This window comes from Bacillus sp. CECT 9360 (genome assembly GCF_918741275.1).
GTDB lineage: Bacteria > Bacillota > Bacilli > Bacillales > DSM-1321 > Peribacillus.
This window is the reverse complement of the sequence record NZ_CAKKNA010000011.1, coordinates 75280-89350: the sequence shown is the minus strand read 5'-3', so window position 1 is coordinate 89350 and position 14071 is coordinate 75280. Positions and strand designations below refer to the sequence as shown.

16 protein-coding genes are annotated in these 14071 nt (G+C 36.4%); 2 read left to right on the top strand and 14 right to left on the bottom strand.

Annotated elements, in window-relative coordinates:
- Positions 1-479: 479 nt before the first annotated feature.
- On the bottom strand, positions 480-830 hold the full coding sequence (locus tag LQ216_RS14565) for a n-acetylglutamate synthase (protein ID WP_230130209.1): 351 nt from the start codon (positions 828-830) through the stop codon (positions 480-482).
- Between the two features lie 80 nt (positions 831-910).
- On the bottom strand, positions 911-2143 hold the full coding sequence (locus tag LQ216_RS14560; protein WP_230130208.1) for an MFS transporter: 1233 nt from the start codon (positions 2141-2143) through the stop codon (positions 911-913).
- Positions 2144-2315: 172 nt separating this feature from the next.
- Between LQ216_RS14560 and LQ216_RS14555 the strand changes: the two genes are divergently transcribed.
- On the top strand, positions 2316-2807 hold the full coding sequence (locus LQ216_RS14555; RefSeq protein ID WP_230130207.1) for an SRPBCC domain-containing protein: 492 nt from the start codon (positions 2316-2318) through the stop codon (positions 2805-2807).
- Positions 2808-2875: 68 nt separating this feature from the next.
- On the opposite strand, the gene LQ216_RS14550 is transcribed toward LQ216_RS14555, so the two are convergent.
- From LQ216_RS14550 to lepB, 4 genes are all read right to left on the bottom strand, one after another.
- On the bottom strand, positions 2876-3475 hold the full coding sequence (locus tag LQ216_RS14550; RefSeq protein ID WP_230130206.1) for a hypothetical protein: 600 nt from the start codon (positions 3473-3475) through the stop codon (positions 2876-2878).
- Between the two features lie 108 nt (positions 3476-3583).
- Positions 3584-4369, bottom strand: coding sequence for a GNAT family N-acetyltransferase (locus LQ216_RS14545; protein ID WP_230130205.1), 786 nt, complete (start codon positions 4367-4369; stop codon positions 3584-3586).
- A 55-nt stretch (positions 4370-4424) separates the two neighbouring features.
- Positions 4425-4847, bottom strand: coding sequence for a GNAT family N-acetyltransferase (locus tag LQ216_RS14540; RefSeq protein WP_230130204.1), 423 nt, complete (start codon positions 4845-4847; stop codon positions 4425-4427).
- A 60-nt stretch (positions 4848-4907) separates the two neighbouring features.
- Positions 4908-5435: a signal peptidase I gene (lepB, locus tag LQ216_RS14535; RefSeq protein ID WP_290369278.1), complete on the bottom strand. Its 528-nt coding sequence runs from the start codon at positions 5433-5435 to the stop codon at positions 4908-4910.
- A gap of 741 nt (positions 5436-6176) precedes the next feature.
- Here lepB and LQ216_RS14530 point away from each other — a divergent pair.
- Complete coding sequence (locus tag LQ216_RS14530) at positions 6177-7124, top strand: DUF6454 family protein (RefSeq protein ID WP_230130202.1); 948 nt, start codon at positions 6177-6179, stop codon at positions 7122-7124.
- A 113-nt stretch (positions 7125-7237) separates the two neighbouring features.
- Here LQ216_RS14530 and LQ216_RS14525 read toward each other — a convergent pair whose 3' ends face one another.
- The 8 genes from LQ216_RS14525 to LQ216_RS20390 form a co-directional block, all read right to left on the bottom strand.
- The gene (locus LQ216_RS14525) at positions 7238-8404 is read right to left on the bottom strand and encodes an iron-containing alcohol dehydrogenase (RefSeq protein WP_230130201.1); all 1167 of its coding nucleotides are present in this window, start codon (positions 8402-8404) and stop codon (positions 7238-7240) included.
- Between the two features lie 154 nt (positions 8405-8558).
- On the bottom strand, positions 8559-9050 hold the full coding sequence (locus LQ216_RS14520) for a hypothetical protein (protein WP_230130200.1): 492 nt from the start codon (positions 9048-9050) through the stop codon (positions 8559-8561).
- A 60-nt stretch (positions 9051-9110) separates the two neighbouring features.
- Positions 9111-10007 (bottom strand): phosphogluconate dehydrogenase (NAD(+)-dependent, decarboxylating), encoded by an 897-nt coding sequence (gene gnd, locus LQ216_RS14515; RefSeq protein ID WP_230130199.1) that lies wholly within the window; start codon positions 10005-10007, stop codon positions 9111-9113.
- A 28-nt stretch (positions 10008-10035) separates the two neighbouring features.
- Complete coding sequence (zwf, locus tag LQ216_RS14510; protein ID WP_230130198.1) at positions 10036-11556, bottom strand: glucose-6-phosphate dehydrogenase; 1521 nt, start codon at positions 11554-11556, stop codon at positions 10036-10038.
- Positions 11557-12111: 555 nt separating this feature from the next.
- Positions 12112-12477, bottom strand: a complete 366-nt coding sequence (locus tag LQ216_RS14505) for a winged helix-turn-helix transcriptional regulator (RefSeq protein WP_230130197.1) — start codon at positions 12475-12477, stop codon at positions 12112-12114.
- Positions 12478-12661: 184 nt separating this feature from the next.
- Entirely contained in the window at positions 12662-12796 is a 135-nt protein-coding gene (locus LQ216_RS20395; protein WP_290369277.1) for a hypothetical protein, read from the bottom strand.
- Positions 12797-13013: 217 nt separating this feature from the next.
- Positions 13014-13700, bottom strand: coding sequence for a hypothetical protein (locus LQ216_RS14500; RefSeq protein WP_230130196.1), 687 nt, complete (start codon positions 13698-13700; stop codon positions 13014-13016).
- Positions 13701-13850: 150 nt separating this feature from the next.
- Entirely contained in the window at positions 13851-13979 is a 129-nt protein-coding gene (locus tag LQ216_RS20390) for a hypothetical protein (RefSeq protein ID WP_290369276.1), read from the bottom strand.
- Positions 13980-14071 lie beyond the last annotated feature (92 nt).

The following is a 14071-nucleotide window of genomic DNA, read 5'->3' as shown; positions in this document are numbered from 1 at the left end:
TCTGTGCTTTACCGGTGATGCAAGTTAACTAAAGTTGATGGTTATCCGTATTCCATTGAGGCATTTATAAATCCCTGTAATTATTCATCATCTTTCGGAAAAATTATTGATATTCTCTTCAACGTGATCTTTATTTCAAATCGAAAACAACATGAACTGAGATTGTATTTAATCAAATATTAATAGTTGCTTATACTCTCCTATAAACTTTCATTCCAGATATATATGAAATCATTATGATTAGCACCATCCAACCAATAGACACCCAAAAGTCATTTCCAAATTGCAGTGGTGAGCTTGTAAAAAGACCAAGACCTAGTGGTGCTTGTCCTTTAAATATCTAGAATGACTCCTGTCAAATAGACATTAATTAATAAGCATTATTAAGCAGCCTCAGTTCAATATACATTGGAGCTCAGGTTGTTTAGTTTCGTCTGGAAATGAAAAAAGCTGCAAATCCGCAGCTTCAATTAGATGTCCTAAACTTCTTCAATTATCGATTCACCACTACTGTTTTCATCAACCGTCCATTGCCACTTCTCATATAAACGGATGCGACCATCAGGTAAAACTTCGGGTGTTGAAGTACACAAGCCGCTCCGCATTTGATAGTTTTTATTCACCTGGTTATATCTAAAATGGAGTCTGTTTTCTTCATCAACGGTTCCGACTAAACTGCCATACAAAATAGAACCGCCTTTATAGGTAGCGTGCAATATGTTCCCTTCCTGCTTGTAATGAAAAACTGTCTCCGAAGATGTTTCCCCGTTTTCAGAATTGCTTACAGCTTTGAAGACTAAATTATTATAATTTATCTTAACTGGTTCCATTATGGGCCCCGCTCCTTATTAAAATAAAAGTTATTATAAAACCGTATTCAAAACTACCAATTATTCAACAAAAATATCTATTAATTTATTTCTTTAAGCGATGTACCCTTCGCAAATAAAATGATACTTAAAGCAATTATTAAGGAACTGGCTATGGCTAATATTGTGACTATGTCGATGTTATAATTGAGCAGCCCTGAGACTAAAGCATAGGAGATTGGAATTAAGCCCATCGACACCATCGTCATTAAGCTTAAGATTCTTCCTAATTTATCTTCTACGACTGTTTCTTGAACTAGACTTATTACTGGAATATTGACACTGGAAATGGCCATGCCAATGATAAATAAAAAAATGGCAGATAACCAAAAGTAAACCAATTGACTATATAGCAAAAGTGCTATTCCTTCTAAAAATAACAAGCCAATGATTAATGATCCTCTTTTCACCTTTATTTTTAAGAATCCCATTAGCAAGGCACCTGTTACCATACCCAATGCAAAGGTACTTTGGAGCACACTTAAAATAAACGGTTCTCCACCAAATTTTTCATCTGCATATAAAGGAATGCTTAACATTAGAGGACCAATAAAAAATAGATTCGTCATAATAAAGGTAATCATAATAGCAATGAGGAATTTCGACTCCAACACGTATTTAAAACCTTCAAGCAAATCTTGTATAAATGAGCTGCTTTTTTGAGAAGATTCATTTGGGGCTTCCTTTACTGAAAAAATCAAGACGGCCCCTATTAAGAGTAGAAATGCTATAGATATAAACCCAATCGTATATGAAAAGTTTTTTATGAGCAGAGCTCCCAGAACTGGTCCAAGAACCATAGACATTTGATTAGTCGTTTGTATGAAGGAATTTGCTTGTATTAATTGTTCTTTATGAATAAGCGATGGCATAAGTGAGTCTCTGGCCGGCCAAAAGAAAGCATCTAATGCCCCAAACAATAAGGCAAATATAAATAAGGGAGCAATTTTTAATAATCCTATTTCAAACAAAAGCGCCATAAGTAAAAGTAATATGAACCTCGTCAAAAGTGACAAAAAAACAATCGTCGTTTTTTTATTTCGATCCGCAAGCACTCCTCCAAATGCCATCAGCAATACTCTCGGCAAAGTTGTTGCCATCATTATGATTCCCAAATACTTGTTTAAATCTAAATGATTTACAATATACCATTGTTCTAACAGCAAATAGATCGATACAGACAACCCAGAAAATAAACTTGCCAGCCATATACGAAGGAATTTACTGTTATTTAATAATTTATCGTGTGTTATTTGTTTAGCGTTAGTGGCCATGTAATTACCTCTCATTATCAGATACATATTTAATTAGATTATTAAAAAAGGAGATTCGTTCGTATTTTACCGGTACACAAAGTGATTTTATAAACCAATCTGAATATTCTTTACACTATCTCTATTTAAATGATAACATTTATATGTAAAATATTTCTAGGAGGAGATTATTTTGAATACTACTTCTAAAGAAAAAGTGCTAACACAAACAGAAACAATGAAAGTACCACTAGATTTGGTTTGGTATGCTTGGACGATTTCAGACCGAGTTTCTGAGTGGTTTGCCCCTGAAGCGGTTGTAGAACCAAAAGAAGGAGGCCCATTTGAACTGTATTTCGAACCAGGCAACACGACAGGAATGAATACGAAAGGGTGTAAAATCACCAAACTTGTCGATGAAAAAGAGCTGCAATTCACCTGGAAAGGCCCTGATCAGTTTGCTGATATTATGAACATGGACAATGAATTAACGATTGTTAAAGTTAGTTTTGAAGAAGTTGATCATGAAACGACCAAAGTTATTGTGGAGCATACAGGATTTAAGAGCGATGAAAATTGGTCAGATGCATTTAAATGGCATCAAATGGCGTGGTCGGGTGTTCTCGACAGCTTAAAGTCCGTCCTTGAAAAAGGCGAAGGAAACCTATGTTGCCAACCTGAATAAATATAACGAATGGATAATATTCAGCCATCTATTCTTGAGGGAATGGGTGGTTTTTTCGGTTCAATCATTTAGCTGGATTCACCGTTAGTTGTAAGAATATTCTCTTGTAATTTGGCTAATAATGCGTTGCATTTCACAAAAAAATACCTAATAGGAACGACAGTAAAATAAGAAGATACCTCCAAATCACCTAAGGAACATTCATCATAAATTAAGCTGATATTTAATACTTTTTGAGGTGCAATACCCTTTAGCATTAGTGAATTTGCCAATTCTGAATATAGTTTTTGACCTCTTTCGTCAATCGAACGTTCCACTGAAAAACGCCCAGCAAAGCTATCCCACCATACTTTAAACGATTGATAAATTTCACCATATCCCTGTGGACTATCGACGCTATCCACGAACAAGCTTCGATAAAATAAATCTTTTTCATCATTAAAAACTTTTATATCATTCATACGATGTTGAGAAATTCTTTGAGAGACGTCATCCCATAATTCTTTAAAACGTGATTCAAAATCTTCCACAAATGCTATTTTAGATGGAAGATAGGGAAATCTGCACTCTTCTTTACGATCATTTTGATTAAGGAATATATTTTGGATATATACTAAAAAATTCAATGCATAAGATGCCTCTGTTCTCATTAACAATGAATTTTCCATTAAACTCCCCTCCTTATTTATCTCTTGTATGTATTTCAATTATTGTGCTTAATCCACAAATTCCCGGTAGATCTATAAGAAGCATCTGAGAATTGAAGGTACATTCTCTTATCCTCGGATTTCTTTAATACTTTTCCCACCTAAAAATGCATGTCCATTTTTCAATTTACCGACTGTTTGAAATCCATACTTTTGATATACTTTTTCTACTGATTCGTTAATGGGGAAAACCCATAGTTTAATTATTCCACGATTCATTACTTCCCTTTGTATAAACTGAATAACTTCACCTATTAAGCCTTTACCTCTGAACTCTTTCAATGTAGCTACACTTTCCATCCGAGCTTGTATCCCATCTTCAAAAATACATGCGGTGGAACAGGCTATTCCATCGTACCGAAGAAGATAATGTGTGAAAGAGTGATGATTGAATTGCTCTTCATAAACCTTCTCAATCGTTTCCTTTCCTCCAAACTCTTTAATGCTACTCTCTATGTCTAAAGCTTCTTGGTAATTTTCTTCTGTTACTTTTTCAATAGCAATTCTGTTGTTATTAATGATTTCAATCACTCTGTTATTCCATAATTGAACAGGACTAATTAATTCTTCATATCTAAAATTCTTTGATTTCAATTCTGAAATTAGATTTTGTTGGATTTCTAAGTTATAGATATAGAATCTTGGTATGATATTTCTGGATTGATAATAGCTGATTACATCATCTATTACTAACTGTGGATGATCACATGTTTCACTTATATGTGCGTGATTTGCGTCATAATAATTTGGTTGGCTTTCATTACAAAATATTGAACCCCACGTGGTTTCAATTCGCTTTGTAAAGGTTTCAAGGTATGCAAAATCAAGCATTAAAACATCTTGTAAACTTATCATATAGTTACTCCTAAAAAGTGCTTATTTCTTCTTCAACTTACGCACCCTGAGTGAATTATTTTGCTTTATTATACCTCATTAAGTTACTACCATTTACATTTGTTGAAAAGCCGAATCTCTCATAGTATGGGACTAATCTGTCGGGACAATATAATTCCACCCTATCTATATCTCGTACAAGAGGATGTTTCAAAATACTGTCCATCAATGCTGTACCTATCCCGTTATTTCTATAATTCTCATTGGCTATAACATCGAATATAAACGCTCGATATATAGTATCTGTAATCACCCTAGCAAATCCAATTAATTCTTCTGTTTCGTCATCAATCAACCCAATTACTAGGCTACTATTGTCTACCATTCTTTTGATTTCCGAAGGTTGTCGCGTTGTTGTCCACCACTCGTTTTTAAATAACCTATTTAAATCATCTAATTGTTTATCATTCAATTCCTCAACAACTTTATAGTTCATCATCTCATTGCTCCTTAACAATACATATTCAGTCGTGCAGCTTCAGTAAAAAACTCACAACGATTATTCAGGTGTTCCAACCTCTTTAAACGGATAGAATCTAAATTTCACTTCGCCGACCACCGCGTCATCAGAAATTGAACCGATGATTCTGCTGTCCATGCTGCTCGGCCGGTTATCCCCCAGCACAAACAAAGAACCTTCTGGAACCGTGACTTTAAAATCCTCAGTCAAAGTAGTCTCTAATGGAATTTCACCTTTGTTTTCATTCAAATATTGTTCTTCGAAAGCTTTCCCGTTGATATAAAGAACATCATTCTTCATTTCTATAGTATCGCCCGGCAGGCCTATAACCCGTTTGATATAATCGTCTTTTGAAATGGGCGAATGAAATACGATCATATCAAAATGCTCAATCTTGCTAACCTTCGAGACGATGATTCTATCATTGTTTTCAAATGTTGGCTCCATGGATTCTCCCTTAACCGTTATCGGCGAAAATAAGAACTGGCGGCAAATAAAGGCTACCACTAAAGCAAATACAATTGATTTTATCCAGGAGTACAGCTCCTTTTTAGTGTGATCACGCACAGATATTCCTCCCATTTACTAATTTTTATTTGATGAGATATCAAGCTAACGAAGCAACTCTATTATTTAACTGACCCACCCGTTGATTGAAGAAGGCACTTACTTTGTCACTTTTAGAATGGTTATCGTAAGAATTAAAACCAACACTAAGATATGTAACCAAACCGTAAATTTAATGAATAATTCCGCCCAGAGTTTCTTTCGTAAACCATAGTGAAGGACAATGGTAGAAAATAAGAGAGTGACTACTCCATGAAGGATACTACCATCCACAAAGAATGAAATGACATTAAACAATGCAGACACAATAAATAAAATTACATACACCTTATATACTTTTTTTCCCTTTGTAACTCGTGTTCGAATTGATACACTGCTTTTTACCTCAGATTCTCCGTTTATTCACTTCAATTAGATTATACCTTTTCTTCGCTAACCTGATCCGTTCAAAAAGAATTAAAAATGTAGATCATTTTCATTTTGAAGACACAGCAACAAATAAACATTTAAAGGCAAGTCTGGATATATTCGTTATGATCCTCTTTTTTTATTTTTAGATAGAAGATTTGCTATTGTATTTAATGCTATGCAAACAGTAAAAAATCATACTAATATAATCGGCTAAGCGCGTGTCTTTTGCTTGTAAACTATTTTTTACAAACATGCGGAGCTCCTATTACTTCCACTTAATATTTCTATAGTAATCTAGGTAAGAAATATGTCAACATGGAGGTTTTATTAATGAAGAAAGTAATTTTTGCACTTGCAGCTGCTTTAACTATTGGATCTCTAACAACGGCATTCGCCTATCCTGATACACTTCAATACGGTAAGGATGGCAAACAACTGACAGAAAAATTCCTACAACTTTCTCGCGATAGCGTTTGGGAACAGAAAGAAAAAATTGATTTGCAGTTTAACACCTTCCATCCGCAAGGAATGACGAAAATTGGAGACCTTTACTACATGTCATCTGTAGAAATCATCGAAAAACCAGTAAAGTATGATCAGCCCCGTGATGGGTATGACCGCTCACCTGGCAAAGGAATCGGCCACCTATTTGTTTTTAACACACAAGGCAAGCTCTTAAAGGATATAAAGCTTGGTGAAGGAGATATGTACCACCCTGGAGGCATTGCATTTGATGGGAAATCAGTCTGGGTTTCTGTTGCTGAATATCGCCCGAACAGCAAGTCTATTATTTATAAAATAAATCCAGAAACGATGAATTCTCAAGAAGCGTTCCGCACGAATGACCATATTGGTGGAATTCTGCGTGATGGAAAACACGGAAATTTAAAGGCTGTAAGCTGGGGTTCGCGAACTTTTTATGAATTCAATGAAAAAGGGAAAGTGCTCAATAAATCAATTAACCCTAGCCATTTTGTAGATTATCAAGACTGCGAGAATGCAGGGGAAGACCAATTGATATGCAGCGGCATTACTGAATTGCCACAGCAAGGAGCTGCCACTTCTAAATATGAATTGGGCGGTCTAGCCTTACTGGATATGAAAACAATGGATATGGTTCACGAACTGCCAATTACTCTGTTTTCTCCTAAAGGACATGTGGTTACACGTAATCCGGTATATCTTGAAAATACAAAGCAGGGAATAAAATTATACGCTGTACCGGATGATGATCAATCCTCTATGCTCGTGTATGAAACAAGAGTCAATAAAAAGTAAATTTTCTCAAGAACACTTTGATTCCAATAGTCAAAGTGTTTTTTATTACTTATTTGCAATTTTAAGAAAAAGAGTCTGATACAATGTGTACCAGACTCTTTGATGTCTTTTCTTTAAAATTCTATTTTTTCGCCTTTAAATGCAGCGACATATATTTTTTTCATATCTTCCACGGATACTTCTCTTGGATTCGATGGAGTACAAGCGTCCTCAATAGCTCCTGCTGCCATCTTGTCCAGATGTTTTTCAAATTCTCCTTCTTCAACACCAAATTCCTTCAGTGTTAATGGCAGATTCAGCGATTTGTTTAAACGGCGGATAAGATCGGTTAACGAGTCGATCAATTCGTTATCTGTACTTCCGTTTAACCCAAGCATCCTTGCAATATCAGCATACCTTGAACTGTCCGCCTTTTTATTATAATCAATTACATATGGCAGATAGAGTGCATTAGCTACTCCATGCGGAATTTTAAAGATTGCTCCGCTCTTATGGGACAAGCTATGAACAATTCCTAAAAAGCCGTTTCCAAAGGCCATACCTGCAATTGCTTGGGCATAATGCATTTCGGCTCTTGCCTCTTTATCACCTGATATGGATTTTTCAATGTTGTTTACTACTTGCTTGATTGACTGCATGGCCAGTGGATCGGTAAAAGAGCTGTGCATCGTGGATACATAGGCTTCAATACCGTGTGTTAATGCATCCATTCCTGTATAAGCTACAATATCAGCCGGCATCGAATAGGTTAGCTCAGGGTCAATAATGGCTATGTCAGGCGTAATTTCGTAACCAAAAACCGGGTACTTAACTCCCTTATCATAGTCCGTAATCACTGTAAACGGAGATACATCGGTACCCGTTCCGCTTGTAGTGGAAATCGCAACAAAGCGGGCTTTTTGCCGTAACGTTGGCAAAGTATTGGGAGCCTTGATTTTATCAAACGGCAATTCAGGGTTTTCATAAAAGATCCACATTAACTTAGCAGCATCAATCGGGGATCCTCCACCGGCTGAAATAATCCAATCCGGTTGAAATTCCTCCATCTTCTTCCCACCATTTTGAGCAGTTGTAATCGAAGGATCATTTTCGACACCTTCGATTAGTTGGGTTTCAATGCCGGCCTCGCGTAAATAGGATTCGATTTTATCCAGATAACCGGATTTTTTAATCGATTGACCCCCAATAACGATTGTTGCTTTTTTCCCTTCAAGGGTTTTCAAAACTTCTAAAGATCCTTCGCCATAATATACATCTCTTGGAATAGTAAAACGGTTCATAGGTGTAAAATCTCCTTTTCTGTAACAAGTTAGGGAAGCCTTAAAAACACATTCAGGTTTAAACTTCCCTTATTATTTTTTATAAAACATCTGAAAGAACCATCTAATCGTTATCAGGAGCATTCGTCACATTGATAGTTACTATTAGGAATACTCAGTTATCCCTCTCTACAACAGCACTTAATACGTCTTCTGTTTTGATTTCAAGTAATTTTTCCAAGAACCTTATCGTTCCTAATACTTTTTGAATGTCTTCATCTGTTTGAACATTTTCCATTTTCTTTTGTAGGATCAGTCCATCTATGACTTGTTTGAAAGCTGTGGTTTTTATCAGCCATTCTCCAACTAGTTCCTTTGTAGCAATTCTCTCGAACTCGTTCTTGATAGCAAATAAGCTTTCCGTTTTTGTTTCTTTTAGTGTTATAGAACTAAAATCAGAATTCATACGAATGCGAAAATAATTCTTTTCACTGTCATAATATTTTTCTTCCCTTAGCAGAAAATACTCTACCCCTAACATTATTTCGTAAAAATGATCTATCTCTGTAGGATAATGAAGTTCTTTTACGTCAATATTTTCTACAATGTCTAAATAGGTCTCCAACCCATATTGAGTATTAATTATTTTTGCATCCATTACATTCATGATTTCACTCCCTTTCACTTTCCGTATGAGATTCAAATACCGAATTCACACATTTATCGCCTAGTTGCTTTTTTCCACTGCATGTCCACCAAATTCATTCCGAAGGGCAGCTACAACTTTACCGGTAAAAGTGTCGCTCTCTAAAGAACGGTAGCGCATCAAAAGAGACATGGCGATTACAGGAGTAGCTGCCTGCAGATCCAAAGCCGTTTCCACTGTCCACTTTCCTTCTCCTGAAGATTGCATGGTTCCTTTGATTTCATCTAAGTTTGCATCTTTAGAAAATGCACGTTCTGTTAAGTCCATGAGCCATGAGCGAATGACTGAACCGTTATTCCATACTCTTGCGACTTTTTCATAGTCAAAATCAAAATCACTTTTCTCTAATACTTCAAATCCCTCGCCAATCGCAGCCATCATTCCGTACTCAATTCCATTGTGGACCATCTTTAAGAAATGGCCGCTGCCTGCTTTTCCAGCATATAAATATCCTTTTTCGACCGCTGTGTCACGGAATATGGGCTCAACAATCGTCCAAGCTTCCGGATCTCCACCGATCATGTAACAAGCTCCATGACGCGCACCCTCCATTCCGCCAGAGGTGCCAGCATCCATAAAGCTTATCCCAGCTTGCTTTAGCTGCTCGTGCCGACGAATGGACTCCTTATAGTGAGAATTTCCAGCTTCAATTACAATATCCCCTTTGCTCAAGTAAGGAGTTATCTCATTAATAACTGAATCGACAACTGCGTGCGGAACCATAATCCAGATAATTCTGGGCCCCTCCAAGCTTTCAGTTAGTTCCTTTAAACTGGATGTTCCTATAGCACCATATTTACTGATTTCTTCTACAGCATTTTCATCTAAGTCAAACGCGGTTACTTCGTAGTTGTGGTCAATTAGATTTTTCCCTACGTTTAACCCCATTTTTCCTAATCCGATTAATCCAACTTGCATTGTTTTGGCCTCCTGAACTTTCGTGTTGTTATCCGATTTTTAATGTTTTAATTAATTTATCCTTCGAAATAATCTCATACTTAGAGCCAACAGATTCCCACCAATAAAACCCGTCCTCTTTCAAAAGGTCATCAGAAGCATCCGGACCCATCGAACCTGAACGATAAGAAAATAAGGGGACTATGTTTTCCTCAAACGCTTCTAAAACAGGCTGAACCAGTTTCCAAGATAATTCAACTTCATTCCAGTGAGCAAAGAATGTCGAGTCCCCACGTAACGCATCAAAAATCAAGAGTTCATAAGCTTCAGGTACGTCTTTTGCTCCCGATGAAAAATCAATCGGAACAGGCTCAATCTTTCCATTTTTCAGCGGGTTTTTACTATTCAATTGCAACGTTACGCCTTCAGTGGGATTGATATTCACAATTAAAAGATTAGGTTCAGTTTGTTGTTCAGATCCATACAAATCCTTCACTGGATTTTTAAATTCAATGACAATACGTGTGGACTTTTCCTTCATTCTCTTTCCCGTGCGGATATAGAATGGCACCCCTCTCCAAAAATCATTATCAATCCATAAGCGGGCTGCAACAAATGTATCGTTGGCTGAGGAAGAATGGACTCCGGGTTCATCTCGGTATCCTACAACTGAAGTATGATTGATTTCGCCCGACTCATATTGGCCTCGGACCACTTGCGAAACTACATCCTCTTTTTGTATAGGTCGTAGTGATTCCATGACCCTTCTCTTCTCATTCCGGATAGCTGTCGCACTTATCGTTTTTGGCAAATGCATGGCCGTCATCATCAACATCTGTAGCATATGATTTTGGAACATATCTCGCATGGCTCCGGCTTGATCATAATAACCCGCCCTGTCTTCTACTCCCACCGTTTCACTAGCCGTGATTTGTACATTGGCAATATGCTGATTATTCCATAAGGCTTGAAGAACAGGGTTTGCGAATTCTAAAGCCTCGAGGTTTTGCACCATCGGTTTTCCAAGATAATGGTCGATCCGATAGATTTCATCTTCTTTAAAAGAGTTGCTTAGCCTTTGATTTAAATCTTGCGCGGAAACCAAATCATGCCCAAATGGTTTTTCGATAATCAGGCGTTTCCATCCCTTCGTAGACCCTAAGCCGCTTTCCTTAATATTCGAGGCGATTACATCGAAAAACTCCGGTGCAACGGACAGATAGAATAATCGATTTTCAGGGATATTTAACTCGCTTTCGCGCTTCTGTATTGATTCAAGCAGGTCTTTATATCCCTCCACATTCGTTACATCTAATTGGCTATAACGAAAGCTGTCGATAAATTCCTTTAATTTAGCTTCATCTTCAATAAAACGTCTAGAAAATGTTCTTAATGAATTTTCCACATTTTTTTGAAAAGTATCATCTGATAGTTCTCTCCTGCCTAAACCAATAATTGAAAATGAATCGGGCATCTTTTGATCTAAAAACAGATTAAAAAGGGCAGGATAAATTTTTCTTTTGGCTAAATCGCCTGTTGCTCCAAACAAGACAAATGTTGTTGACTCCATTCCTAATGCCTCCATTTCATCAAGCAGTTCACATTTCAAAAAAATGATTATTTTTGTGATCCTGCATATTTTAAAAAAACTATCCAACACGGAACGTTGGTCTGTGTCTGCGATACTATTACCTTCTATATGAAGTCATCGGTTTACTAAAATTCAGTTGAATCATGACCACTGCCTGATTACCAATCCCACTGGCTACACCAGTACTTTCAAGAGTACAAACGATGGTTCTCCTTTATTGGTGTCATGTAAGTATAATAGGTATATTCACTTTTTGTAAGTACGCACTTTAATAACATATAGTCACACAAAAGTAATATAGTTTCAAAAAGTATACTATAAAGAAGAACAGCCATTGAAATTAGGAATCCTTTATCCCAACACACTATGTATTGATAAAGAGATGCCAAACGTTCTATTAAGTTTTTCATTCTCGCTTATACCACCATCCGATGCGGAGGCATAAAAAAACCAAGGCCAGCGATTGGTTTACCGCGTCCCTTGGTTCTCCTTCTTTCATTATCCTAGTCGTGCAATAATAGAGACCACGAGTTTCTACTTCGCGGACTCCTTCATTTCAATTGGATTCTCTATAACATTTTCCGCGTAGTTTTTGCCCCACTTGTACATAGAATCTAAAATTGGCATCAGGGTCCGTCCTTGATCAGTCAATGAATATTCTACTTTTGGCGGAACAACAGGATAGACTTCACGTTGGACAATGAGATCCTCTTCTAGCTCTCGCAGCTGATTCACTAGCATTCTTTGGGTGATCCCTGGCATAAGAGATTTTAGTTCACCAAACCGCTTAGTTCCCTCTTTGCCTAAATGCCATAAAATAAGCATCTTCCATTTACCGCCAATAACTGAAAGAGTTAATTCTTTTTCACAATTGAATATTTTATTCTCCATACGTGACATTCAAAATCGCCTCCATTAGTCGATTATAGCATATAGTATACTTTTTGACACTATACGTCAACAAAGTGTGTACTCACCTTTAAACCTAATCATACCTTGGATAATTTCGATACTACGTGTCAAACAACTACTGCTTTATTCAAACCTCCTTGTTCAACCCAGGCACCCGGTAGTTCAACAGACTTTATTTTTCATTTCGTATATCCTCAAGTAACTCAATCACACGTGTATTTTGTTTTTCAATTGATTTTAACGTTTTCTCTAACGTGGTAGTAGACACAAATAAAACGATTAATATAGCAATTCCAACGAATAACATTGCTAGTCCCCCTGAAACTTCTAATTAGTTATGCTTTTTAGCTTCCCTTTCCTATCCTGCTGATTAAATTCTAATCCTTTTCCTTATCAGATTTACCCATTGTAATATCATCGTACGTAGTTGTTACTTGGAAATCTTCTCGTCCTTATTATTTTGAATATGGAGTATCCAACTGCGAACACTACAATTGCGAGGAAATTTCAGTTCGCTCCTCTTCTCATTGCTCGTAAGATTTCAAAAAGGTTGTAAACTCTTTGAGATTATCAGATCGATAGACTTCCTTTCGATAATCGAACAATATATAAAGAGTTTTGCTATCTAGCTTTAATTCTGGATAGTCTAGCTTTGCTTGTTCTAATGTGACATATCTGCTGCTGTGGTTAAAGGGAAATTCAATGTAATTAAATTCTTCTGTATCTGCTTCAGGACTGATTACCAAAAGGTTGAGATCACCTTCTGATTGACCAAGCAGTTCTTGATAGGTTACCGTTTCCTTGACATTGACATGAATTTCGTAAGTTGCTTCTTTCTCGTCTTCCCACATCGCCTTTATTAGAAATGTTCTCTTTCCAATTCGATTGTTCACTTCCCGATTGATAACTTCTTCAACAAAATCAGGCATAGTTTCAGTAATCCGAACGGTTTCAGGTTTGTCTTTAAAACTTACGTTGATCTTTGTACGCGGATTAACAGTGGACGTTTGTTCTTTTGGCTTTTTATAACTGATAATGGTCACTTCTTCATCTTTTATATATTCCTTTGGATAAGCTTCTACTTTTTTACCACCTACTGTTACCTCAGGTGCAGGAGGTTTGTTTATTTTTCTTAGGCTAAGATTGTCATATAAGACTAGCACTAACAGTAATCCAAGAAGCATTGTCAATTTCGGCAAATGTTTTTTCATTAAATCACCCTTATTTAGAATAATAGCGTTAATGGATCTCAAATTTCATGTGTTTTCAAAATTTTAACATTTTTAGTCAACAACTAAAAGGAAAATAATTGAAAATAAAAATGATAATCCTATTTGGAGACTCCATCTGACCATCGGGCGTCATATGTAGGTGACACCTTCTAAAGCCAGTGACTTTTCAGCTGCTGGATATAAATACTTAACTCGTAAAATTTCATCGATTAAGACTATAATTTCATCCATTAATTTCTCGTTCGTTAACACTTCCATACCTTTCCCTTTGACAGTTCAACTATCTTAAACTTGTCATTTTTAACATTTATCGACAAATCACTACAATTAATTAGTATATTATACATAAG

What these genes read in the sequence shown, in the direction of transcription:
- LQ216_RS14520 (WP_230130200.1), bottom strand. Translation starts at nt 9,050, where the DNA reads ATGAATGTAATGGATGCAAAAATAATTAATACTCAATATGGGTTGGAG.
- LQ216_RS14540 (WP_230130204.1), bottom strand. Translation starts at nt 4,847, where the DNA reads ATGATGAACTATAAAGTTGTTGAGGAATTGAATGATAAACAATTAGAT.
- LQ216_RS14565 (WP_230130209.1), bottom strand. Translation starts at nt 830, where the DNA reads ATGGAACCAGTTAAGATAAATTATAATAATTTAGTCTTCAAAGCTGTA.
- LQ216_RS20390 (WP_290369276.1), bottom strand. Translation starts at nt 13,979, where the DNA reads ATGGAAGTGTTAACGAACGAGAAATTAATGGATGAAATTATAGTCTTA.
- LQ216_RS14525 (WP_230130201.1), bottom strand. Translation starts at nt 8,404, where the DNA reads ATGAACCGTTTTACTATTCCAAGAGATGTATATTATGGCGAAGGATCT.
- LQ216_RS14545 (WP_230130205.1), bottom strand. Translation starts at nt 4,369, where the DNA reads ATGATAAGTTTACAAGATGTTTTAATGCTTGATTTTGCATACCTTGAA.
- LQ216_RS20395 (WP_290369277.1), bottom strand. Translation starts at nt 12,796, where the DNA reads ATGTTATTCGTTGGAATTGCTATATTAATCGTTTTATTTGTGTCTACT.
- LQ216_RS14560 (WP_230130208.1), bottom strand. Translation starts at nt 2,143, where the DNA reads ATGGCCACTAACGCTAAACAAATAACACACGATAAATTATTAAATAAC.
- zwf (WP_230130198.1), bottom strand. Translation starts at nt 11,556, where the DNA reads ATGGAGTCAACAACATTTGTCTTGTTTGGAGCAACAGGCGATTTAGCC.
- LQ216_RS14550 (WP_230130206.1), bottom strand. Translation starts at nt 3,475, where the DNA reads ATGGAAAATTCATTGTTAATGAGAACAGAGGCATCTTATGCATTGAAT.
- gnd (WP_230130199.1), bottom strand. Translation starts at nt 10,007, where the DNA reads ATGCAAGTTGGATTAATCGGATTAGGAAAAATGGGGTTAAACGTAGGG.
- LQ216_RS14505 (WP_230130197.1), bottom strand. Translation starts at nt 12,477, where the DNA reads ATGTCACGTATGGAGAATAAAATATTCAATTGTGAAAAAGAATTAACT.
- LQ216_RS14530 (WP_230130202.1), top strand. Translation starts at nt 6,177, where the DNA reads ATGAAGAAAGTAATTTTTGCACTTGCAGCTGCTTTAACTATTGGATCT.
- LQ216_RS14500 (WP_230130196.1), bottom strand. Translation starts at nt 13,700, where the DNA reads ATGAAAAAACATTTGCCGAAATTGACAATGCTTCTTGGATTACTGTTA.